Annotated in this window: 17 protein-coding genes and 1 pseudogene; 14 read left to right on the forward strand and 4 right to left on the reverse strand. The window is 48.5% G+C overall.

The annotated features are described in order from the left end of the window. Positions 1–72: 72 nt before the first annotated feature. The 4 genes from S7335_RS12760 (at position 73) to S7335_RS12775 (ending at position 6,340) form a co-directional block, all read left to right on the forward strand. Positions 73–1,125 carry a DnaJ C-terminal domain-containing protein gene (locus S7335_RS12760; protein ID WP_006455456.1) on the forward strand — a complete coding sequence of 351 codons (1,053 nt, stop codon included), beginning with the start codon at positions 73–75 and terminating at the stop codon, positions 1,123–1,125. A gap of 105 nt (positions 1,126–1,230) precedes the next feature. Further along, positions 1,231–2,682 (forward strand): cell wall metabolism sensor histidine kinase WalK, encoded by a 1,452-nt coding sequence (locus S7335_RS12765; protein WP_006456114.1) that lies wholly within the window; start codon positions 1,231–1,233, stop codon positions 2,680–2,682. Between the two features lie 9 nt (positions 2,683–2,691). Beyond that, positions 2,692–4,197, forward strand: a complete 1,506-nt coding sequence (locus tag S7335_RS12770) for a carotenoid oxygenase family protein (RefSeq protein WP_006456679.1) — start codon at positions 2,692–2,694, stop codon at positions 4,195–4,197. A 247-nt stretch (positions 4,198–4,444) separates the two neighbouring features. Beyond that, a complete protein-coding gene (locus S7335_RS12775) occupies positions 4,445–6,340 on the forward strand; it encodes a glycoside hydrolase family 15 protein (RefSeq protein WP_006456694.1) in 1,896 nt (631 codons plus the stop codon). Between the two features lie 70 nt (positions 6,341–6,410). Here the strand turns inward: S7335_RS12775 and S7335_RS12780 are convergent, their stop codons facing one another. After that, complete coding sequence (locus S7335_RS12780) at positions 6,411–6,605, reverse strand: hypothetical protein (protein WP_006457410.1); 195 nt, start codon at positions 6,603–6,605, stop codon at positions 6,411–6,413. A 424-nt stretch (positions 6,606–7,029) separates the two neighbouring features. Between S7335_RS12780 and recA the strand changes: the two are divergent. Next, positions 7,030–7,963, forward strand: a pseudogene (gene recA, locus S7335_RS12785) (recombinase RecA); the annotation flags it as partial. 311 nt (positions 7,964–8,274) lie between these two features. On the opposite strand, the gene S7335_RS12790 reads toward recA, so the two are convergent. Then, positions 8,275–8,772, reverse strand: coding sequence for a DUF1499 domain-containing protein (locus S7335_RS12790; protein WP_227499995.1), 498 nt, complete (start codon positions 8,770–8,772; stop codon positions 8,275–8,277). A 222-nt stretch (positions 8,773–8,994) separates the two neighbouring features. Between S7335_RS12790 and S7335_RS12795 the strand changes: the two genes are divergently transcribed. Beyond that, positions 8,995–9,465 carry a hypothetical protein gene (locus S7335_RS12795; protein WP_006453818.1) on the forward strand — a complete coding sequence of 157 codons (471 nt, stop codon included), beginning with the start codon at positions 8,995–8,997 and terminating at the stop codon, positions 9,463–9,465. Positions 9,466–9,534: 69 nt separating this feature from the next. On the opposite strand, the gene S7335_RS12800 is transcribed toward S7335_RS12795, so the two are convergent. Beyond that, positions 9,535–10,386, reverse strand: a complete 852-nt coding sequence (locus S7335_RS12800) for an MBL fold metallo-hydrolase (protein WP_006453993.1) — start codon at positions 10,384–10,386, stop codon at positions 9,535–9,537. Between the two features lie 466 nt (positions 10,387–10,852). Here S7335_RS12800 and S7335_RS25965 point away from each other — a divergent pair, with 466 nt between their 5' ends. The 3 genes from S7335_RS25965 (at position 10,853) to S7335_RS12815 (ending at position 14,160) form a co-directional block, all read left to right on the forward strand. Then, positions 10,853–11,851 carry a M23 family metallopeptidase gene (locus tag S7335_RS25965; protein ID WP_006454476.1) on the forward strand — a complete coding sequence of 333 codons (999 nt, stop codon included), beginning with the start codon at positions 10,853–10,855 and terminating at the stop codon, positions 11,849–11,851. A gap of 232 nt (positions 11,852–12,083) precedes the next feature. Next, positions 12,084–13,181 carry a chorismate synthase gene (gene aroC / locus S7335_RS12810; protein WP_006457509.1) on the forward strand — a complete coding sequence of 366 codons (1,098 nt, stop codon included), beginning with the start codon at positions 12,084–12,086 and terminating at the stop codon, positions 13,179–13,181. Positions 13,182–13,218: 37 nt separating this feature from the next. Next, positions 13,219–14,160 (forward strand): DUF4922 domain-containing protein, encoded by a 942-nt coding sequence (locus S7335_RS12815; RefSeq protein ID WP_006454193.1) that lies wholly within the window; start codon positions 13,219–13,221, stop codon positions 14,158–14,160. Positions 14,161–14,288: 128 nt separating this feature from the next. Here S7335_RS12815 and S7335_RS12820 read toward each other — a convergent pair whose 3' ends face one another. Further along, positions 14,289–16,097 (reverse strand): ABC transporter ATP-binding protein, encoded by a 1,809-nt coding sequence (locus S7335_RS12820; RefSeq protein ID WP_038018197.1) that lies wholly within the window; start codon positions 16,095–16,097, stop codon positions 14,289–14,291. Between the two features lie 308 nt (positions 16,098–16,405). Between S7335_RS12820 and S7335_RS12825 the strand changes: the two genes are divergently transcribed. From S7335_RS12825 to miaB, 5 genes are all read left to right on the forward strand, one after another. Beyond that, complete coding sequence (locus S7335_RS12825; protein ID WP_006453456.1) at positions 16,406–16,597, forward strand: hypothetical protein; 192 nt, start codon at positions 16,406–16,408, stop codon at positions 16,595–16,597. 751 nt (positions 16,598–17,348) lie between these two features. After that, positions 17,349–21,086, forward strand: a complete 3,738-nt coding sequence (locus S7335_RS12830) for a GAF domain-containing protein (RefSeq protein WP_006455942.1) — start codon at positions 17,349–17,351, stop codon at positions 21,084–21,086. 303 nt (positions 21,087–21,389) lie between these two features. Then, positions 21,390–22,025 (forward strand): response regulator transcription factor, encoded by a 636-nt coding sequence (locus S7335_RS12835; protein ID WP_006456749.1) that lies wholly within the window; start codon positions 21,390–21,392, stop codon positions 22,023–22,025. Between the two features lie 129 nt (positions 22,026–22,154). After that, positions 22,155–22,670: a DUF937 domain-containing protein gene (locus S7335_RS12840; protein ID WP_006454239.1), complete on the forward strand. Its 516-nt coding sequence runs from the start codon at positions 22,155–22,157 to the stop codon at positions 22,668–22,670. Positions 22,671–22,820: 150 nt separating this feature from the next. Continuing rightward, a complete protein-coding gene (gene miaB / locus S7335_RS12845; protein WP_006457252.1) occupies positions 22,821–24,182 on the forward strand; it encodes a tRNA (N6-isopentenyl adenosine(37)-C2)-methylthiotransferase MiaB in 1,362 nt (453 codons plus the stop codon). Positions 24,183–24,310: the final 128 nt, after the last annotated feature.

Raw genomic sequence — 24,310 nt, forward strand, 5'->3', positions numbered from 1 at the left:
AACCTTTAAACTGGGCGGGCTTTGCTACGCTGAGCTTGAAGGGAGTTTAGTGAGTAAGAGAGCAAGATTCGTATGGCAGCAACTGACTTTAAAGACTACTACGCCATTTTAGGGGTCAGTAAAACAGCAGATGCCGCCGATATCAAGCGCTCGTTCCGTAAGCTAGCTAGAAAGTATCACCCCGATGTCAACCCAGATGATAAGGCGGCTGAAGCTAAGTTTAAGGAAGTCAGCGAAGCCTACGAGGTACTTTCTGACCCGGACAAACGTAAGAAGTACGATCAGTTTGGTCAGTATTGGCAGCAGGCTAGCCGGGCGGGTGGCGGTGTTCCGGGAGGGGGCGTTCCTGGCGGGGCAGGCGGATTTGACTTTGGTTCATACGGTAGCTTCGAAGAATTTATCTTTGAGCTGCTAGGTCGTAAGGGTGGCTTTGGGGGCCCTGGCGGTGCGCAAACACGAACGCGCTATCAAACGAGACCTGGCAGCAGCGGCTTTGGTAGCACCGGCTTCGATACGAGTGGATTTGGTAGCAGTGGTTTTGGCTTTGATCCTAGGACAGCGAGCGGCGCTTCGTCCAGTCGGGGCATGTACGATCAAACAGCCGAACTGAAGCTGACTATGTCTGAAGCATTTCACGGTGTAGAAAAGCGCTTTAGTATTGGTGGCGAATCGGTAAAGGTGCGAATTCCGGCCGGTGTAAAGCCCGGAAGCAAGATTCGGCTGAAGGGAAAAGGCGCTAGGAATCCGCAAACCCAACAGCGCGGGGATGTGTATCTAACCGTGGAAATCGCACCTCACAACTTTTTTCAATTCGATGGCGACAATTTAGTTTGTGAAGTGCCAATCGCTCCTGATGAAGCCGTTCTAGGGGCTAAAGTGGAAGTACCTACTCCCGACGGTAGTGTCACGGTTAGCATTCCGGCTGGAGTGAAGTCAGGTCAGTCCCTACGACTGCGAGGGAAGGGATGGCCCAAGAAGAAAGGTAGCGATCGCACTGATCAGATTGTGAAGGTAATGATTACCCCTTCTAAGAACTTAAGCGAGAAGGAGAAATCTCTCTACGAGCAAATCAAAGACAATCGTACAAGCGATCCTAGAGCAGAGATATCTAACATCAGACTGTAGTGCTTAAGTTAGTAGCGCTTAAGATGGTAGTGCTTAAAACGCTTACTTTTGAAGCGGTAGCTCCTAGAGCTGTAAATATTTAGATCGTAGAGGCATGAGTCTCTGGTGCAGCTTCAATCCTTCCGCATTCGCATTGCTCTGCTCTCCGTCGCACTAGCAGGTAGTGCGCTAATTGGATTTGCTTTTGTGGCTTGGCGACTAATTTATGTTGCCAAGATTGGTAGCTTGGATGCCAAGCTAAGAGAGCAGCTACAGCAGATGACAGTTGTGCGATCGCCCGAGTGGTTTCAAAGCTTTAGCCAAGAGCTGCCTGGAGAGATTGTCACTCAAATTGGCACACCTATTATCTTGCTAGCTACTGATTCGATAGGAAATACGCGGCACTATTCTGTTAGAGGAGCCCAGTTAGGCGGTGAGCCTTTAGAAACAAATGAGCTGATGAAAACAATTGGTGATCAGCTCTCAAACGACATTGCAGAAGCGGTTGCGGTAGGGACTGCGACTTTCCGTCGGAGTAGTGCCAAAACTGTGCTGACGCGGAATACCGCAACGGGTAGCTGGCGAATAGGGATCGTCCATTCTGAGGCTGGAAGAGGCGTGATTGCCGTTAGTCTGCAGACTATCGATCGAGATATGGCGATCATCCGTAATATTTTTCTTGTGGTGATCCCAGCGACGACACTGATGATCGCGGTTGGCGCTTGGATCCTATCTGGCAGCGCGCTCAAGCCAGTTGAAAAGCTCACTGGTGCAATCAAACAGGTCACAGCAACTGGGCTAGATCAGCAAGTTCCCATTGGCAGCAGCGATGTGGAATTTGTTGAGTTAATCGAAGTATTTAATCAAATGCTTGCTCGCTTGGCACGTAGCTTCAAGCAGTCTTCTCGGTTTAGTGGCGATGCAGCGCATGAGCTAAAGACGCCTCTAGCAATTCTACGTGGCGAGCTAGAAAGGGTGATGCAGCAGGCTGAGCCTGGATCTGATTTACAGCAGAGCTTGAGCCAACTAATGGATGAGGTATCGCGGCTGAGTACGATTGTACGGAAGCTGTTGCTGCTATCGCTAGCGGATGCTGGACAGATGAGCCTACGTCAAAAACCGGTAGACATAGGCGAAATTTTGACTTTGTTGCTAGAAGATGTGGAAATGCTTGCGCCTGATCTGCTAGTGAAAGTGGATCTAACCACAAAGCTGAATGTGCAGGGCGATCGCGACTTACTTACTCAGGTTCTGCAAAATCTAATCGACAATGCCATTAAGTACAACTTGCCAGAGGGTTCGACTAATCGATGGCTGTCGATTGAGGGCAAAGAGGAAGGCATGATGATTGCGATCACCATGACTAATTCGTCTATTGGTATTCCTAATGAAGATCGCGATCACATTTTTGATCGGTTCTATCGCGGCGATCTCTCTCGCAATCGCAAGCGAGAAGGGTTTGGGCTGGGCTTAAGCTTGTCTAGAGAAATTGCTAGAGCCCATAAAGGAGAGTTAAAGCTAGAGAACACTCAACCTGGCGTCGTAGCTTTTACACTGGTATTACCGATCCAATCTTGATTCGCTGCTATGGCTTCCTCGTTGACTAGTTCGCTCTCCTCGGTTGATACCGCTAGTAATGCACTTGGTAACAAGATAGCCTCTGATAACGAACCACAGCCCTGGCATGGTGCCTTTGCCGAACCGGCAAAAGAGTTTCCGCCAACGGATCTAGCGGTTCTCTCTGGGGACATTCCTGAAGACTTACAAGGCACGTTCTATCAAAATGGAACCGGGCGATTGGAACGTGGTGGACAGCCTGTGGGTCACTGGTTTGATGGTGACGGTGCGGTTCTACGAGTGAAACTCTCACCAGCGGGGGCAAAGGCTACCTATCGCTACGTGCAAACGCAGGGTTATAAAGCAGAGAGTGAAGCGGGCAGATTCTTGTTCGGCAACTATGGAATGCGATCGCCTGGCCCCTTATGGAAACATATGCTAGGCCTATTTAACGGTACTGCTATCAAAAATTCTGCCAACACGTCTGTTTTTGCCTTAGAAGACAAACTCTTAGCGCTGTGGGAGGCGGGAAACCCTCACAGCCTAGATCTAGAAACGTTAGAAACGATTGGCTTAGAGTCTTTGGGCTGGCTAAAAACAGCTCAACCTTTCTCCGCTCATCCTTTAAGAGATCCTATCAGCGGTGAAATTTATAGTATTGGCGTGGATTCTTTGTGCGAGCTATCGATCTATCGATGCGATGCGAGCGGTGGATTGGTTAAGAAACGGGCGATCGCCCTCAAAGAAATTCCACTAGTGCATAGCTTTGTCATTGCCGGACCGTATCTAATATTTCTGGTATCACCTGTCAAAGTGAACCCGCTACCGCTGCTGTTGAACAAACTTGCCTATGCCGATGCGGTAAAATGGGCGCCAGATCTAGGAACGCGCACTATTGTTGTGGATCGCGAGAGCTTAGAAACTGTTTCTGATAGCTATACTGATTCGTGGTTCCAGTGGCACTATGGCAACGGCTGTCTAGAAGCAGATGGCAGCATTCGTCTAGACTACGCTCGGTTTGACGATTTCGCTCATATTAATGAAGTCCTTAGAGAAGTGCCTTCCGGGCGGATGAAAACCAAAGCCTATGGCAGACTTTGGCAGCTCAAACTAGAGCCAAAGTCTGGCCGCATACTCAGCAACGACTGTGTAGTCGACCAAGACTGTGAATTTCCCCAAGTGCCAAGTAATCAGGTAGGTCTGCCGTGGGAGCAAACCTATGTGCTGATGCACCGTGAGGGAGTAAAGACGGGGGAAGACTGGTTTGGTGCAGTCGGTCGGTTTGACTATACAACACAGCAGTTGACTCAAACGGATCTAGGCGATGGCGTCTATGGGAGTGAGCCGCTGCATGTCGTAGGTAGGCAAACAGCAAAGACCTCAGAAGGATGGCTTTTGATAGTCGTCTACAACTCGCTAAACAGCCGTAGTGAACTGTGGATTTTTGCGGCTAAGACCTTAGGTGAACCCGTTTGCCGTGTGGCCCTACCCAGTGTAGTCCCAATTGGATTTCACGGTACTTGGCAAGCGTCTTAGGCGTTAGCGCTTACACAGGTGTTCGCTAACCGTAATTTTCAATCCAAGAAAATAGAGTCTGATGATTGTGAATTCTTTAGAGACTGCTAGAGACTGCGCCTAAAGATGAAATTTGTTTGAATTAACTAGTAGACCAACTAGTAGAATTCTCGGAAATCTTAGAAAAATCTCAGAGTCAGCTCAAAAATTAGCTTAGGATAAGGTCGAAGTTGCGTCCTGACAGTTGAGCTGTCAGCAGAAAAGATCAGTGAAATACCAGCCTATCGAAGACTACGGCTTGATTGGTAACATGCGTACGACTGCGCTGATTGGGCTAAATGGATCGATCGACTGGTTCTGCCATCCTCGCCACGATTCTCCTAGTATCTTCGGCTCTATCCTCGATGCCGACAAGGGAGGCCACTTCAAGATCGAGTCCCTAGTAGAAAACGACCATCATAAGCAGTTTTACTACCCTGAAACGAATATCTTGATTACTCGATTTCTTTGCGACTGCGGTGTCGGAGAAGTGGTCGACTTCATGCCGCTTGGCAATTCTCACATGCGCAACTGGATTATTCGCCAAGTTCGCACTGTTCGCCGAGAGATTACCTTTCGAGCGGAGTGCTACCCAGCTTTTGAATATGGCCTGGCAACGCACAAGACTAAAGAGATTGCTAACGGAGCCGCTTTCTTATGCGATCGCAACCCCTGCAGGGACACCCGCCCCCTTGATCCTAATGATGAGTCTGAGTCGATTGAATGCGAGTACTTTGAGCTGATTACCGACATCCCACTCCGGATTAACGATAGGGGCGCTTTTGCTGAGTTCACTTTAACAGAGGGAGAAAGTGCTGTCTTTATCTTTCGACCGGCTGGTCAATCGGCCAAAAGCGAACAGTTCGACAATCTCAATCAGGCGGCTGAGACTTTCTTTCACGAAACAACAGACTACTGGAGAGATTGGCTTTCTCACTGTGTTTATACAGGCCGATGGAGACGCCGAGTTGAGCGCTCGGCACTAGCGCTAAAGCTGTTGACCTACGAGCCTACGGGCGCAATTGTGGCTGCGCCTACCACCAGCCTGCCAGAACAGATTGGCGGTGAGCGCAACTGGGACTATCGCTACACTTGGATTCGCGACGCTGCCTTCACCGTGTATGCCCTAATCCGAGTGGGATTTACAGAAGAAGCAAGGGCATTTATGGGTTGGCTAGAAGCTCGCTGTCAGGAGCTAGGAGAAGGGGGTAGCTTGAAGATTATGTATCGCATAGATGGCGAGCTAGATCTCAAAGAAGAGCATCTAGACCACCTTGAAGGCTACAAAGGTTCTAAGCCTGTGCGCGTCGGCAACGGAGCTTACGATCAGCTACAGCTAGATATCTGTGGTGAGCTAATGGACTCTGTGTATCTCTACAACAAGCATGGCGATTTTATCTCTTATTCTTTTTGGACGCATCTGCGCTATCTGACTAACTGGGTTTGTGACAATTGGCAACGCAAAGACCAGGGCGTCTGGGAGTCTAGAGGCGGCCCGAAAAATCATGTCTACTCTCGGCTGATGTGTTGGGTAGCCGTTGACCGGGCGCTTCGGATTGCAGAAGAGCGGTCTTTTCCAGCCGATCGTTCTCGCTGGCAAGAAGTGAGAGACGAAATCTTTGAAGAAATTCTAGAGAAGGGTTGGGACGAAGAACGAGGTGCTTTTGTACAAGCTTACGGTTCAAAAGATTTAGATGCAGGCTGTTTGATTATGCCGCTAGTCTTCTTCATGGGGGCTAGCGATCCAAAGATGCAGAGCACCATTGAAGCAGTGAGAAAGCCACCCCGACAGGGCGGATTAACGGCGAATAGTTTGGTATACCGATACAATCCTCTAAATTCCGAGGGCGAATCGAGCGATGGATTAGACGGCGAGGAAGGTACCTTCAACCTCTGTACTTTTTGGCTGGTAGAAGCCCTGACCCGAGCAGGCTCTACGCACCCTGATTCGCTCAACGAAGCTCGAAGGATCTTTGAAGAGATGCTCACCTACGCTAATCATGTAGGCCTATACGCAGAGGAAACTGGCACTAGCGGTGAAGGTCTAGGCAATTTCCCTCAGGCCTTTACGCACATTGCTCTAATTAGTGCTGCCTGGAACCTTAGTGAGGCGTTAGAGGCTTAGGCATGACCTATATGCGCTCTATCTTTATGTACGCTCAATGTGAGCTGCAGTTTTTAGTGGCACGTAGGTTCTATTGCTCTCTAGAGTCGATAATAAGGCCCCGAGCAGATTGGGCAGCAGATTCTCGGGTGGGATGGACTTCGCCATCGTCTAGAACCGTAAAGTCTGGAGTGAAGACCCAGCAGCGATAACCGAGTTCTGTGCGGGCGATCGCAATTACCCAATCGGGCTGGGTCAAAATATCAACAAGCTGACAGTATTGCATAGTTAAAACGGGTGCTGCGTAGATCGCTGCAAATAGAAGCTAGTACAAAGAACCTGTTAGCAGCCAAAGGTTAGAGCTAATAAGTTAAGTTCAACATCAGCTAAGTTCAACATCCCATCAGCATCTCAAAATCAGCCCCTAATCACTTCCACTTTCGAACGGCGGTCATCTCGAATTTATCTATAGGTTGACTATGTGCGATAAAGATGTAGATTACGTTAGGCTTAGACACATTTGAGCGGCGTAGCCGTCACGCATCAACATATGTTTCAAAGGTGCGTTTCAGAGGTGTCGATTTAGTTCAGGTGTACTAAAATCAGTATAGCGAATTCCACCTGGATTAATTTTACCTCCAGCTAACTTTACAAACCTTTCAATTCACTTCTTAGAATTTAGCCAAACAACTCTGCGGAAATACTGACTTATGGCTGCTAACGCCTCTTCTGAAAAGCAAAAAGCTCTGACTTCTGTGCTGACTCAAATTGAGCGCAACTTTGGTAAAGGCTCCATCATGCGGTTAGGCGAAGCTAGCCGTATGCAGGTAGAAACTATTCCTACTGGCGCGCTGACTCTAGATATGGCTTTAGGCGGCGGATTGCCTAAAGGCCGGGTAATTGAGATATATGGTCCAGAGAGTTCGGGTAAGACAACACTGGCTTTGCATGCGATCGCAGAAATTCAGCGTCAAGGTGGGGTAGCTGCCTTTGTTGATGCAGAACATGCGCTTGATCCTTACTATGCTGCGAACCTAGGTGTGGATGTGGAGAATCTGCTGATCTCTCAACCGGATACGGGCGAGATGGGCCTAGAGATCTGCGATCAGCTCGTGCGCTCTTCGGCAGTCGATTTGATTGTTGTAGATTCTGTAGCCGCGCTTACGCCTCGCGCCGAAATTGAAGGTGAAATGGGTGACTCTCATATGGGTCTTCAGGCCCGGTTGATGAGTCAGGCGCTAAGAAAGATTACCGGTAACATCGGCAAGTCGCAATGCACTGTTATCTTCCTCAACCAGCTACGTCTAAAGATCGGTGTTACCTACGGTAATCCAGAGACTACCACGGGCGGGAATGCGCTAAAGTTTTATGCCTCTGTGCGTTTAGACATTCGCCGCATTCAAACGCTGAAGAAAGGCAACGATCAATTTGGTATTCGAGTAAAAGTCAAAGTTGCTAAAAACAAGGTAGCTCCACCTTTTCGCATTGCCGAGTTCGATATTATCTTTGGCGAGGGTATTTCCATCCTAGGCTGCCTGTTAGATATTGCCGAAGAACACGACATTGTTGTACGCAAAGGTGCATGGTACAGCTATGAAGGTAATAACGTTGCTCAGGGCCGAGATAACACTATTATCCGCATGAAGGAAGACCCAGAGTTTGCGGCGAAAGTGAAAGCACAGGTAATGGAGAAAATCAAACCAGAGGCTATTCCAATTGAGCCCGAGGTAGAAAGTGTCGTTACCCCACCTGAAGAAGTAGATGTCAGTGCTGAGACGGCTGGCACTGAAGCTGAAACTGTAAAGGAAGCAAAAGCTAGAAGCAGCCGCAGCAAAGCAAAGAAATAGCCTCAATCTAGAATCTAGCTAGCCACCTTCTCAAAGCCCAAGCTAAACACAGCGGTGCGTAGATGCACAACTACATCGACAGCTTGAGATGATCATCTTAGACGAAGGTTAGTCTGCGCCTTGCTGTGCTAGGTCATTAAAGGCTAGTCGGATCTGCTCAACTCGGCGACGATTGACGCCTAAGTCAGATTCACCCATACGAGCTGCCGCACGGACTTGGATGACGTTCTTATCTGCTGGAAAGTAGAATTCAGTGTCATCGACAAAGCCCATTAGTCGGCTTTCGGATTCCGCTAGAATATAGTTGTCCGTTTCTTCAACAATCTTTGTCCGAGGAACCACGCCGAGAATATCGACGATGTTTGCCTTTGCTGCTTCTCGTTCACCTTTGTAGATAATTGGCGCGATCGCATGTTCCTCGTCGGCATTTTGACTAACGACGCAGTTTGGGGTGGTAGGGCAGTCTGCTAGCTTGCCGTCGATAACGCCGATGTTGTCAGGGTGATCGCCCGTGAAGACACCGCTTAAGCCTGGTAACACCGCTGGCTGAGAAAGCGTTGCCGCGCTAGCTACGAGCGGACTGGCAAAAACTATGAGGACCGACAAGGCAATTGTAAAAAAAGTAGACGAAACAGATCTCACAGTAACTGCATGCTCCTTAAGATTATGGTTTAGGTTCAATATTAGAACGGTGCATCCTCTAGAGTTGCATAGTTTATGGCGCAGAATCTCAAGCTGTACAAAACTGCAGGTTGTAGAGCGCTCTAAACTGCAGTGGTTAGAATAATGCGCTCAAACTTAGCCCAAACTTGATTGGGGAACGTGACTATGGGGTTAGAGAAGCCACTTTTGGCTCTAGCGTGGATTGACTTACCGGATTCTCTTGAGACCTTGGGAAACCTTGCTGTTCAGCTACAGCGGTTGATCTCAGAGGCTGTGTCTCATCCGATCTTAGCTGTGGTAATCGTGATACTTAGCATCGGCTTGATTCAGTTGGTTGCCGATCTTGTCAAGCGAACAATTCAGGCTAGCTTGAAGTTCATCTTGACCCTGCCGCTGACGCTGAGCCAACGCCTATGGAAACAACTCACCCTCAATCCTGATACTAAACAAACCCAGATCAACCAGCTACTTGAGCGATTAGAAGTCTTGCGACAGGAACAAGACCAGGTGATCGCAGAACTCAAGCCGTTATTATCGCCGGGCCCTACATCCGTTCCTGTAGTTTCTGCCAAAGAGTCTCTAGGACCGCTTAAAGAAACAGACTCCTCGCAGCTCCCTACTTCCCCAACTTCCTAGACCTACCAATCTAGAACTCCAATTTAGAACTATCGCCTTCTGCTGGCGGCTTAGAAACACGCGCTACAGTCACACTGGCATTGCCTGATGTAATGTCAGCTTCACTGTTTCACCTGAGACTGGCTGAATTACCTGCGTTTCAAGCCCCTTCGCTGCTAGCTGCGATCGCACTTCATCGACGCCGCCACTCGCTTTGATTGCGCCTGCTATCAGTCCGTCATAGGTCACCTTTCCAGCCTCTGCAGTTGGTAGCATCACTTGCGGCCGTAGCAGTTCAGCTAGCTGTAATGCCACTCCACCGCCCCGAACAACCGGAGCCAAGCCCATCAGCTTGATGTCAGCTAATGGCGTAATCACCACGTCAACGCGGCCTAAGTCTTTTAGATGCTTGGTATCAGGATAACCGTGAGGTTCGTAGTATAGGCGTATGTGGCTTGTACGAGTACTATTTGTAGTATCGCTGTCAGCTTTAGAGTCGTCTGAGTTACTATTTGAATCGTCCTCTGAATGGAAGGTCAGCACGTAGGCATTCTCCTTCTTATTCATACCGACAACAGCACCGATAAAGGTTTGTACCGTCAGCGCTCCGCCAGCTATGGTCGCTGAGTCGCCATGCTTGAGGGCTGTAACTCGCTTGAATCCTAGCGAGGTAGCAACTGCTGCGCCATCGGGAGAGGCCATTACAGGAATTGACTTATCTAATTGCTTAAGCGTTGGCGGATGGGCATGGTCCGCTAATCCCTGGGAAAGTAAAATCAAATCGATTCCGCTAGGTATGGGCGCGGGGTCAGTTTTGATACCGCGTACTAGCCATGGCAAATCCCCAAAGGTCAAATCGTCTACAAACCAAGGGTCTACTAAGATTCGCTTTCCAGCAGCTTCGACCAGCCAAGTATTTGCATCAAACCAAGTTAGCTTCATTGAATTTAATCGATTGTTAGCACAACCCCTTTAGTGTGACTAATTCTGATGAAAGTCGTCTGGCTTTAAAAGGGACTGTCGTATTTTTAAGGGGACTTTCGTAAGTTTCGTTTGGTATAAGCATAGATTTGTCAACAAGCAGCCAGGTTTATCTACCAAGATAGCTGTAGAGATACCGATCGATTTTCCCCTATCCCATAGTGGCCAGGAGATAGCTAGGGTTCAATCAATTTTCTACCGCTAAAGATATATCAAAAGACATAGAAGATGCATATCTTGTGAAAGTTTTTACTGACTTTTCTTTTCCTTATCGGTCTATACCGAGGAATACAGAAAACTAAAAGTTACTCACAGCTGGTTCAGTGATCCCCATATAATTGCTTAATTGTTAAGAAAAAAGAAGCTGATTGAATTCGTGTAATAACGCTGTGCAAACGGCTATGCGAACAGAGATTCTCAACTATTCATGCGCCAGAAGCTCCAAACCAAAAACGCTACGAAGGCTCCCACTTTTAACGGTGGCGATCGCCGAGGAATCACAATTACACCGCTAAGAGGCTTTCTTCTAACGCTGCTATGCCTTAGCATTCCAACCGTGTCTTTGGGAACTGCTTGCCTAGCTTTAGCCAAAAACAATCTGCAACTTAACGAAAAGAATGAGAAGCTAGACCAAATCGCTTTTGAGGTTAAGGCTGAAGTTGATTCGTTAGGCGAGGAGATCGAAGACTTACGAGAGTGGGTTGATACGGAGTTAGAGGTCCCTTTGCCGCAGACTGTTGCAACTGAGGCTAAGGCCGATTCAGAGTCTTCCCCTGATACTTCTAACGCTTCTTCTGTAGCGACCTATGAGCGCAGTATTGACAAAGAGTCAGCTTCTAGAAACTTTAGTAGAAGTAATGCCAGCCAAGTTAGCAAAGATTTTCCACCTAAAGGCGGACCGGCTCAGTCGATCGATTCGTTAGCGCTATTGGAAGGGCTGAGCCAGCAGGTACCCACGCTGAACCAAACGCTAGATTCTCAAGTTAAGCCGGCTGTGGAAGAGGCGATCGCGAAAGAAGCAGCCTATCCTAATGGCACGCCTGTTGTAGGCAAAATCGAAGTTTCTTCCGAATACGGGATTCGCAGTAATCCGTTTGGCGGTGGCGGCTACGAAATGCACGAGGGCATAGATTTTGTCGGCAAAACAGGCGATGTCATTGTAGCGGCAGGCGACGGCGTGGTTGCGATGTCAGGTCACAACGGCGGCTATGGGATTGTTGTGACTATCGATCATAAAAACGGATACGAGAGTTTGTATGCCCATATGTCAAAAGCCTCTGTCGAGGTTGGAGAGTCTGTCCAGCGAGGAGACGTTATTGGCTATATTGGTAGTACAGGTCGCTCTTCAGGGCCGCACTTACACTACAGCTTGTATAAGGATAAGCAGGCAATTAATCCACGTCAGCTTCTGAAGCTGGCCGATTAATCATCGATTTGGTTGGATATCGATTTAATGAGTCATCTATTTTTACTTACCGACTGATGTAGCGGTAATGATGTAGCGGTAGGTTTAAAGATAGAGCTTAAGTCTAAAGATCATGCACTGAAGTGCCAGCAGGTGAACGACCCGTTTGCTGTTCTCGTAATACGGTAGGATCAAGATTGATTTTATAGCGTTTGTGTGAATTCTGGCGTTTGCGCAAGTACAGTAGCAGTTTATGGGTAATTCTTTCGGACAGCTTTTTCGGATTACGACGTTTGGCGAATCCCACGGGGGTGGGGTGGGTGTGACGATTGATGGCTGTCCGCCGCTGCTAGAAATCTCAGCTGAGGAGATTCAAAAGGATCTCGATCGGCGGCGTCCAGGACAGAGCCGAATCACAACCCCTAGAAAAGAAACCGATACCTGCGAAATCTTATCTGGTGTGTTTGAAGGTAAGACGACAGGCACACCGATTTCGATCTTGGTACGAAATAAGGATGCTAGATCGCAGGACTATGACGAGATGGCGAAGAAGTATCGACCTTCTCATGCGGATGCAACCTACGACGCTAAGTATGGCATTCGTAACTGGCAGGGGGGGGGACGGTCTTCGGCAAGAGAGACCATTGGCCGAGTAGCCGCTGGCGCGATCGCTCGCAAAATTCTACTGCAGGCTGCCGGCGTCGAGATTATTGGCTACGTTAAGCGCATCCAGGACATTGAAGCCCCGCTTGATCCGGATACAGTGACCTTAGAGCAAGTAGAAAGTAATATTGTCCGCTGTCCAAATCAGGAGGTGGCCGAGCTGATGATTGAGCGGATCGACCAGATCCGCAAAGCAGGCGATTCAATTGGCGGTGTAGTTGAATGTGTTGCTCGCCATGTGCCTAAAGGACTGGGTGAACCCGTCTTCGATAAGCTCACAGCGGATTTGGCCAAAGCTGCAATGTCTTTACCTGCTACCAAGGGTTTTGAAATGGGTTCAGGATTCGCAGGTACTTTTTTGACAGGTAGCCAGCACAACGACGAAATGTATCGGGGAGAAGATGGGACTTTTCGCACCCGTACAAATAGAGCGGGCGGCACCCAAGGTGGAATCTCTAACGGAGAGAACCTGGTGCTGCGTGTTGCCTTTAAACCGACAGCCACCATCCGCAAAGAACAAAAAACGGTAGACACTACAGGTCAAGAAACTACACTAGCAGGCAAAGGACGGCACGATCCCTGTGTTCTGCCAAGAGCGGTACCAATGGTAGAAGCAATGGTGGCACTGGTTTTGTGCGATCATCTGATGCGACAGCAGGCGCAGTGCGGTACGCTGCAGGTCTGCTAGGTACGCTAAGTGAGCCAACCAAGTGAGCCAACTATAGGTGAATCAGACAGCACAGAGATCTACATGGGCGCCGGGCAGCCTTTGGCAGAAGCTGAAGGCGCAAACTCAGCATGGTTTAGCGACAGGAGCGCTGCAATCGATTGAAACAGAGGCCGAACGGATAGAGGATGGCGGAGTCCGGTTTTTGGTCCGAGTGCTGACAAATTTATCCCGTAAAGAGAAAGCTCGAAAGCAACAGGGAAAGACTGCGCCTGTCAATCCGTTTTTGCCATACGAACAAGATTTGTATGTGACAGATATCTCAAAAACGCATGCTTGTTTGTTGAATAAGTTTAACGTCGTGAATCATCACTTTTTGATCGTGACGCATGCGTATGAGCCCCAAGAGAACTGGTTGACGCTTGCAGACTTTGAAGCACTAGATAAATGCCTAGGTGAAGTGGATGGACTGGGCTTTTTTAATGGGGGAAAAGTTGCTGGGGCGAGTCAGCCACACAAGCATCTACAGGTGGTACCCCTAGCAGATATGGAGCTGCCGATCGAGACAGCAATAGCTCACGCGCTTGCTCAAGCAGAGAATGAGGCGATCGTGCGATCGCCCTTGCTGCCTTTTGAACATGCGATCATCTGCCTAAATCCTCCCTCTTCTGATGCTAATTATCCTACCGAGCCCGGTAGTCAGTCTCATTGTCTTCTAGGCTACTATCAAAGACTACTCAATTCAGTTGGCATTCACAGTCCCAATGGTTGGAAAGGGACTCAAACAGCAGCCTATAATCTGCTTTGTACCCGTGAATGGATGATGGTCGTTCCACGCGCTCAAGAAGAATATGCCGGCATTTCGGTCAATTCTTTAGGGTTTGCTGGTTCGCTGCTAGTTAAGAACAAAACGGAACTAGAAAAACTTAAACAGCTAGGCCCAATACAACTGTTAAGAGAAGTAGGAATAACGAATGATGAAGCAGGAAATCAGGAATAAGCTGTGCCTGATAGCGCTTAGATGAAAGAGAATGGTAATTGTTGCCGCTGCTCAGTAGCAACGGCAATGCCATTATTTCCACACGATAGGGATAATGGCGGCCCGGGCTTTTCTTATCTTGAACTGGCTTAATCGATCAAGTCATTGCCAGCTTGGAGCTGATCTAGCTTCTGATAGAGTCCGTCTTCTGCAATCAGCGCTTGATGATTACCCATTTGGCTAATATGTCCTTGGTCAAGAACCACAATCTGGTCAGCTTCCCGGACAGTGCTGAGCCGGTGAGCGATAATAATGAGAGTACGGGTGCCGAAAAGCGATCGCATCGCTAATTGAATGGCCCGTTCAGACTCGTAGTCCAAACTAGAAGTTGCTTCGTCAAATACCAACACGTCTGGGTCAACAATCAGTGCTCTCGCAATTCCTACACGCTGTCTTTGTCCACCAGATAGCCGAACGCCACGTTCACCAACAGTCGTAGAATATCCTTTTGGAAGCTGTTGAATGAAGTCATGCGCTTGCGCAATCTTGCAAGCTGACGTCACTTGTTCGAAAGTGGCTGTAGGATTGCCATAGAGTAAGTTGTCTAGTAGCGTACCATTGAAGATATCAACTTCTTGATGGACAATTGCCAGCCGCTTACGATAGCTGCTGATATCAAGCTGTCGAATATCGATGCCATCGATCAGAATATTGCCGCTATCAGGTTCAAAGTAGCGAAACAACAGTTTTACTAACGTAGATTTGCCGGAGCCAGAGCGCCCAACTAACGCAACGGTCTGATGAGGCTCAATCAGTAGATTGATGTTTTTCAGCACTGGATTTTCAGTATTGTAGCCAAAAGTCATTTGGTGAAAATGCACCTTGCCTGTGAAGCGATAGTCAAGATCGTTGGGCAAGATCGCGCCCGCATCCCGCCCCGGTGGCAAAGCAGTGAATTCCTGGAAGCGTGCCATCGGTGCATATCGACGGGCAAACATCTCTGCTAAGTCACAGATAGGATCGACTTCAGCATAGGCCATACTAGCGATGGTCAAAGTAGTAACAAAGTGACCAATAGAAATCTTGTTGTTGAGAGTAAGCCATAGACTGATTGCAAGTACAACAAACATACAGCTCTGCACAAAGCTTCGCTGGTAGGCACTAAGGATGGTGTAGCCTCTATGAATACGATAGTCGAGCACTTTAAACTCGCGATCTAATCGTTGGGTCTGGCGATGTAGTTCTGTGAGTTCATTTCCAAAGGCCTTAACGGTTTTGATGTTGGTGATGATTTCAGAATTTCGGCTATCGGTATCTTCAATGTATTTATCGAGTTTTTCTTCCTTAGCGGATAATGCCTTTAGTCCCCAAAGGCTGTAGAACAAAATCCCTGCCACCGACAGCAGCACAAGCATGCCAATTCGCCAGTCGATCAAAGCGATGATCATAAATACACCGACAATTCGGACAACCTTGGGTATGAGCATTGCTACTAAACCTGGATAGGTCCAGGTGAAGTTAGAGAGCCCTTTCGCGACTCTTGCAGCAATCCGGCCAGGGTTGTTTTCGTCGTAGAATTCGAGCGGCAGTGTCAGAATCTTCTTAAGCGCAGCTTCAGCGTGATGACGACGGGCTCTAAAGGCAGTATCCCAGCTAAACCAGCCCCCTGTTAGCGGTTGGAGTGGGGCAAGCAGAATCGATGACATGCCGATCAAAGCGACAAGTACCCACACAGAAAATTGAGGCGTGGCTGATTGGTTGAGGGCGATCGCAATCCGATCAATCACCCTTTGCAAAGCAACATCCACCGATTGCTGAGAGATAATATTCAAAATTTGACCAGTCGCATAGGGAACGAACAGATCAATTAGTTGGAAAAAGCTGATAATTGCCGCAGTAAAAAGCGTAATAAGCCAATAATCCTGGTAGTAACTCAGGATTCTAAGAAACTTTTGCATGATCTGTAGGTAAGCGCAGGTTAAAAGAAAATTTGTGTTCGTTGGGGTAACAGAAATTATCGAGGTATAGCAGTCTCCAGTACGTGTAGCTTTTTCTTTGAGTATGCAGCCCAAGCTCAAGCCATAGCTTTGTTCGGCAAAGGCTAACACCTTTCTGTTTGGCAAAGGCTAACGCCTTTATCAGATAAAGCTGAAGTTAGCTTAGGAGCTAAGCGCAGGTTGCTATAGAAAGGCCATCAGACTTACTTAGACAACTGTTCTTCTGAGTATGGACAGCGATTTAGATGGGAACTTTTACTTGAAAACTCTTGGAAGAACTGGCACGACAAACCTACGTTGCCGCTACGCTGTGGCTCAGCACAACCGGCTACGAACGAAGCAAGCAGCTAGAAGAAAGCTACGCACGCAGCCGCCCCATACAAAGTACAGAAGGTTCCGATAGTCCTAAAAAATCAACAAAGGACTACCGCCAAAGCGGTCATAGAGCTTTTCTCGTTTAGTTAATCTGTAAAGATTACGCCCGGATTCGAGGCTGATGGCTGGCGAAGAAAATAATCAAGAACATAGTAGAACCTCCTAAATATTTCTGAAATTCTGAATGCTGGTGCTTTCTTAGCTTGTCCTGATAAAGTTGTCGTACTAGGTTTGCGGTGTGTCTGAAGGTAAGCTACCTAGTGACGACTGATAGAAGGTTACTTAATCATAGGTTTTCTCTGACATCATTTCTCTAACACTGTTAGATTCTCCAACGCTGTTAGAGCCGTCTTCATCTAAAGATTGCCAACTTTGCAATGGTAGCGAGAGAACGCTGATCCTGCAACTGTTTTTGAAACTTCCTTATCTGCTGACGAGAGAATTTACAGACTGTATGAAGATGCTTTAGTACTAAACAAATCCTTATAGTCATGCATACGGTCAACAGATAGCTGACAGAGTAGTGAGTAGAGAAGGCAGAGCTTAAAGCAAGTGTTCTGAAGAGTGAACGACAAGCGCTGATGCGACATCATGTCTTACAAATTGGCATTGGTGAGGCGGGGAACTGGAAAAGTCGCTGAATCGAGCCATCCCTAAACTTGTCCGAATCTTCTACTTGTGAAAGAGCCAACGATACGTTGACACTGCACTATTTGGTAAAGAAAGTGATAATTCAGCTAGTTAAAGAAGAGGATGACTAGGACTCTGGTGTAGCATTCTAATGGCCGAAACTTATCATCCAGTTGTTCGTTCTAAATTAATCTGCCGCTATCTCCTATGACCCCTCCTGTTCAGCAGAACAATCAAGCGTTTCTACAAACCATAGAGGAACGCCATTTGATGCTGGAGGAAAGCGGTCGCATTTTGACGGCGACGGTAGCGGCGGCAAATGTGATGCTTACTCAAGATGACTTTGATATCGCTGTGAATATGGCCTTGCCGATTGTTGGTAAGGGATTGAATGTTGATCGTGTGATACTCAAAGAGCATTTCGATCCAACTTCTGAGCGACCGGCAGGCTATTTTCGCTTTGTCTATGAGTGGGCCTCTGAAGATGTGCCTTTGCAAACTGAAGATCCAGCAGGAATAGAAATAAGCGATCAAGGCATGGAGTTTGTGCTTGAGTCGCTTAAAAACAACAAAATCTTTGGTGGTAGTGTCGAACGTCTTCCAGAACCTTTGCGTAGCGTTCAGATGAAGCTAGGAGTAAAGTCTACTTATGCTGTGCCTATTTGGGTAGATAGTGAGTTCTGGGGCGTGATTGCGCTCGATGATTGCCACCGTACTACCCAACGTAGCGAAGCTGAGTTAGAAGCATTGATTACTCTGTCGAACTGTATCGGCAGTGCTATTGCGCGTGATCGAACCCGCACTGAAAAGGAAACGATCGCCCTTGCTAGGGCAGCCGAGTTAGAAGCCTATAACCAGGATTTAAGAGATCGTGACGCCCTACTTAATTGTGTAAACCTAGCGGTGCAGCGACTAGTGGCTACTGACGATCTTAGCATGGCGCTACCTGCGGTTTTAGAAATCTTGGGGATAGGTACTCGGCAGTGCCGTTCCTACATTTTGCAAAATATTTGGGATGAAGAGGCTCACTGCTCTAATTTTGAACTGTTATTAGAGTGGGATGCGCCCCATATTCCTGATAAGCGCAAAACAGGAGGGCAATTTCCAGTCCCGATTGATAGTTTTCCTGATCGACTAACCGCACCGCTAAAGGCTGGTAAATCGACGCAGTTCTTAGCTCGTGATCTAGACGGTGTTTTGCCCGCAGACCGGATGAGCGGTCAGGCACGATCGCTCGTAGGGGTGCCGATTATGATCTCTGGGGAATGGTGGGGACTATTGGGTCTAGACGACTGCATCGCAGAGCGGATCTGGAGCGAGGCAGAGATAACGGTATTAGAGACCGCCGCAACGGCGATTGGCAATGCGATCGCTCGTGACCGGGCGCGCCAGGCAAAGGCAGCAGCAGAACGGTTAGCCTTGATCGAACGTGAGCGAGCTGCGCGAGCTGAGGAACTAGAGATAGCAAACGCGGTGTTGACTAAGCGTGATCGCTGGCTAGAGACTACTGCGGCCGCTGCCAATCAACTGCTGTCAGCCACTGATGTGGCCGCCAGCGTACAAGCGGCCCTTGCAACCATCGGCGAGAACTTAGAGTGTGATCGCGTTTCTGTCATGCAGCACCGGGTTGAAACAGATGCGCCTGCCAACAGTTTGGGCTTCTTGCGCGTCCTCTACGAATGGCAGGCGGAAGACACGGGTACTGAAGCTGATGGCCAGGGTGACAATCGGGCTAATCATCAGGCCAATCGCTTCAAACGATACAACATCTCGTCTGTTGGAATTGAGGATTGGTTTCGCCAACTGCTAAACGGACGGTGGATGGGCGGTATCGTCGATGAGATAGAAGAACCTTTTCGTAGCTTTCAGCAATCGCGAGGGGTGAAGTCCATTTATGCAATGCCAGTTTTTATAGAGGAAAGGCTTTGGGGTATTGTCAGCATTGAGCATTGTCATGAGGCAAAGCAGCTAAGCGCAGCAGAAATTGCTGTTTTTCAAACGGCAGCGACCTGTGTGAGTAGTGCTATCTACCAGGCAAACGTCAGACGGGACCGGGCCGCTCAGGAGCGATCGCGTCTGCTGAGCAGTGTGGCCGAGGCGGCAAATTTACTGTTGAAATCTGGTGACTATACTCAGGTGCTTTTTGACGTGGTGCAGCTGCTTGGTAAGGCAGTAATGTGCGATCGCTGCTCAGTCACTCGCACCCTAGCGCAGCACATCGGTGATGAACAGGGATTCCTCAAACTGAAGTTTCTACAAGAGTGGCATAGACCCGGCATTACTAGTTCACCGCCGGCATTCTTTGAAGAGGTAATGATGCCGTTAGCAGGTGATCTGTTGGCATTTCGCCGTCAGCTGATGCAAGGAGAGGCGGCAAGCTTTGTTAGTCCGAATTCAGGAAGAGACTACCAGCAAAACATTCTAGAGGGGCATAGCATAGCTTCTATGGTGGTTGTACCAATCATGGTGCAAGAAGAGTACTGGGGGGAGATTAGCTTTGCTAACTGCAGCGAGCCAAGAGTGTATAACAAAGCCGAAGCTGCTATCTTACAGGTCGCTGCTGAGAGTGTTGCCGCTGCGATCTCTAGACAGGCGCAAGATGAGGCGCTGCGGCGAGCGGAGACCACTGTGCTTGAAGAAAGAGAATGTGCAGCTAGAAACCGCGCCGCCGAACTGGTCAAACTCAACGAAACTATCGCGCGATCGCTTAGCACGCTAACGGCCACACCAGAGCTCGATGATTTTCTAGGACAGCTATTGGATCAGATGTCTGAGCAAATTGGTGCTTGCAAAGCCTATCTATTCTTGTATGACAAAGACACAGACACGCTCAATCAATATGTAACTGCTCAAGCAGGCGAGATACATCGAGGCGTAGCGCCAGGCGATCCGGAAATGTTTCGCCATCCGATTCCTTCAGATCGATCCGAAGTCTGGAAAATGATTGTGAACTCGTCCAAACCGTTTACATTAGATCGAAAGCAGCCAGCACAAGCCGAACTCTGTTGGCCGGATACTTTACCCTGGCACGAGGCCGAAGGGCACCTTGGTGCGACTTGCGCCTGCATGAAAGTCGGCAATAAGCCAATTGGGTTTATCACTTTTGCCTTTCGTCATTTACCGACACTCACCGACGAACAGCTCGAGTTCATTCAAGCACTTACTAACCAGGCTACCCTAGCTATTCACCTTACCCGTCTTGCTAAGCGTAGCCAAACCGCTGCTCTATCTGCTGCCCTTACCGATGAACGCAATCGTCTCGCCCGTGAGATCCATGACACCCTTGCTCAATCCTTTACCGGTATATCGCTTCAGCTAGAAGCTGCGAAAGGGCTTATTCATGCCGCCAGCACTTCGAAGATATTGAATGATATCCCAGATAAATTCGAACTCTCGCTGACAAGTAAGACCGAAGTCTTGGACGCCACTGCTGGGCTAAGCGAAGCCGAAGTCTACCTCAACCGGGCTGGAAAGCTAGCTCGTCAGGGACTTTTGGAAGCACGCAGATCTGTACGGGCTCTACGCGCTCAAGCGCTTGAGACTGACACGCTGCCTAAAGCTCTTAAAACCGCTATCCAAGAAATGACTCTAGATAGTGCTATGCAAGCTGAGTTTACTCTAATAGGCACTCCCTACGATCTCCCTGAAGATATTCAAACTAATATCCTACGTATCGGCCAGGAGGCGCTAACTAATGCCCTGCGGCATGCTCAGGCCCAGCATTTTTCTCTTACTTTACAGTTCGAGCCACATCGAATACAGCTGCGTATTGCCGACGACGGCCAAGGCTGTGAAATCGAGCCTTTCTCCAATCTTGAAAGTTTTGGCCTAATTGGTATGCGTGAGCGAGTGCTGTACTTTGACGGAGAGTTTACGTTTGATAGCGCCCCTGGAAAGGGCACAGTCATCAATATTGTAATTCCAGTGCATAGAGCTGGTACTTGATGGCAATACCCAAAGCCAGTATCTCAAGACCGGTCAAAGCATAGTACTCTACCGGTTGAAGCGCCACTGAAGCGACCACTACACTTAGGAAGAAAGTTAGGAAGTAGAAAGGAAAGAATGCTTGCTTTGCGAATTGGGCTAGCCGCTGGCACTAAAGAATTCTAGAGATATCCCTTCCCTTAACTAATTTCATCGATGCATTCAATAGATGCAATAGTAGCGTTAGTTGGTTGTGCCTAACGGCTATTCTAGATAGGACAATACAGTAAGGTCTAGTACCTTGTATCCTCGTACCTTTCATCTATGGACTTAGACATTCCTATACGGGTGTTAGTGGCTGAAGACCACAATATTGTGCGGCAAGGTATCGTGGCTATTCTTAACCAGCAAGCACAGATCACCGTGATTGCAGAAGCTAAGAACGGTGTAGAAGCGGTTGAAATGCATGCGCTTCACCAGCCCGATATCACGCTGATGGACTTGCGTATGCCCCAAATGGAAGGACTAGAAGCCATCAATAGAATTCGAGAAGCAACGCCCGCTGCCTGTATTATTATCTTGACGACCTACGATACTGATGAAGATATCTATCGTGGGCTACAAGCGGGTGCTCGTGGCTATCTGTTGAAAGATACCACTGCCGAAGACTTAGCGACTGCTGTTCGTCAGGTTCATCATGGCAAACGCTACATTCCTATAGAAGTCGGCATTCGTCTTACTGAACGTATTCAAGAATCCGATCTAACCGATCGCGAGTTAGAAGTGTTAGGAGAACTGACTGAAGGGAAAAGTAATCTAGAGATTGCTAAAGCACTCTCAATCTCTGAGGGAACTGTCAAATTTCATATCAACAACATTTTGAGTAAGTTTGGCGTAAGTGATCGTACCCAGGCGGTTATCACTGCGCTGAGACGCGGAATTACTCGAATACGCTATTAGCTAAATACTGCCTGCTCGAAGCCCCACGTATGAAGGTGTGATCGCCTACCGTATAATGCGATTGGGTTAGAGTAGTCATCAGCCTTGAAACAGTATCTATCTTTCCAAATTAGGAATCTTTTTTCATCTATGGGACTTTTTGATCAGGTCATGAAGGCGGTTGCAGATCCTAGTCGTCAGGCTAATGTAGGACAACTCAGCCAGATTCTAGGCTCAGCGAAGCAGATTGCAAACGAGAACAATGCCGATACCGATGCCATGAAGCAAGCAATGTCGGTGATTGGCGGCTTTGTCCGTTCGTCGTTAAATGATACTCGCCGAGCGCAGGGCAACGATGCGGCCCAATCACTGATCGAAGAAGGCGCAGCTAATGGCGAATCGGTAATTCCTAAGCTGTTTAATAACGCCCAGTTAGCAGCGATGATTTCTGCAGTCACCCAAAAAACTAATCTGAATACAAATCAGGTTCAGAGGGTTTTGCCGATGGTTCTGCCCCTAGTGATGCAGTTTCTTAGCTCAGGCAATGCCAAAGGCGGAGCGGCTCAGACCAGTAGCAACCCAATCCTGACTGCCTTTCTAGATGGTGACGGCGACGGTGATGTGGATATGGGCGATATGCTAGGCATGGCCAGCAAGTTTATGTAAGCCAATAGAAATAGGTCAGTTGTGTAGGCGAGTTTAGCGCTTTAGGGCTTAGCTTCTTTGTTTTCGGTACCGAATTTGTCTTTTCGGTGTCACAATGAAGTGTTGAAAAACGCACCTAAAACAGCATCTCTCTTGTTGTGAGCGAAACTTATGAGCGAAACTCGCCGCTATCACGTCACTACCTTTGGCTGCCAAATGAACAAGGCCGACTCCGAACGTATGGCAGGTATCCTTGAAAAGATGGGTATGCGCTGGGAGGAAGACCCCTTGCAGGCAGATGTGGTCCTCTACAACACCTGCACAATTCGCGACAGCGCTGAGCAAAAGGTATATTCATACCTAGGTAAGCAGGCGAAACGAAAGCGCAAAGACCCGAATCTGACGATTGTCGTTGCCGGGTGTGTGGCTCAGCAGGAAGGCGAGCAGCTCTTACGCCGCGTTCCAGAACTAGATGTCGTCATGGGTCCACAGTATGCTAACCAGCTAGAAAGTTTGCTGGCGCAGGCTGCTCAGGGGAGTCAAGTCGTGGCGACTGATCCGGTGCATATCATGGAAGATATCACTAAGCCGCGTCGAGAAAGCGAGGTCAGTGCTTGGGTAAATGTGATCTATGGTTGCAACGAGCGCTGTACCTATTGCGTAGTACCAGGCGTGCGAGGGCTAGAGCAGTCGCGTACTAAAGAAGCTATTCGCGCTGAGATGGCAGCTCTAGGAGACCAGGGCTACGCTGAAGTAACTCTGTTGGGTCAGAATATTGATGCCTATGGTCGTGACTTGCCTGGTATCACCTCAGAGGGTCGGCGGGAGAATACGCTCACTGACTTGCTGCACTACGTTCATGATGTGCCAGGGATTGAGCGAATTCGCTTTGCCACTAGCCACCCGCGCTATTTTACGGAGCGGCTGGTGAGGGCCTGCGCTGAGCTACCGAAAGTATGCGAACACTTTCATATTCCGTTTCAGTCGGGTAATAACCAGGTGCTGAAGGCGATGGGCCGAGGCTATACTCGCGAAAAATATCAGCGCATCATTGAGACGGTGCGGCGCTACGTTCCGGATGCTTCGATTAGCGCCGATGTGATTGTGGCCTTCCCCGGTGAAACAGAAGCGCAGTTCCAAGACACCCTTTCTTTAATGGAAGAGATTGTGTTTGATATGGTCAATACGGCGGCATACTCACCTAGGCCAGGCACACCCGCAGCAGAGTGGACCAATCAGCTAGATGAGGAAGTAAAGCAGGATAGGCTGCAGCGGATCAATCATCTGGTGTCGCAGCAGGCAGAAGTGCGATCGCAACGTTACCAAAACCGAGTTGAAACCGTCTTAGTTGAAGCTATCAACCCCAAAGACCCTAATCAAGTAATGGGGCGTACTCGGGGTAATCGGCTGACGTTTTTCAACGGGGATATCAACCTGCTCAAAGGTCAGATTGTACCTGTTGCCATTACAGAAACAAGAGCATTCAGCCTGACCGGAGAGCGCGTAGAAGAACGGCGCCTAGTCGCGGTTTAGCCCCGATTTAGCATCGCGCAGAGCTTTAAGGCACTTTCTGGGCAGTTAATTCTTTATTTTTTGCCAAATCTCATCAAATATTCAGACGAGCGCCGTGCTCTTGGTAGAAAATCAGGTGCATAGAGCAA

This window comes from Synechococcus sp. PCC 7335 (genome assembly GCF_000155595.1).
In the GTDB taxonomy this organism is placed as follows: domain Bacteria; phylum Cyanobacteriota; class Cyanobacteriia; order Phormidesmidales; family Phormidesmidaceae; genus Phormidesmis.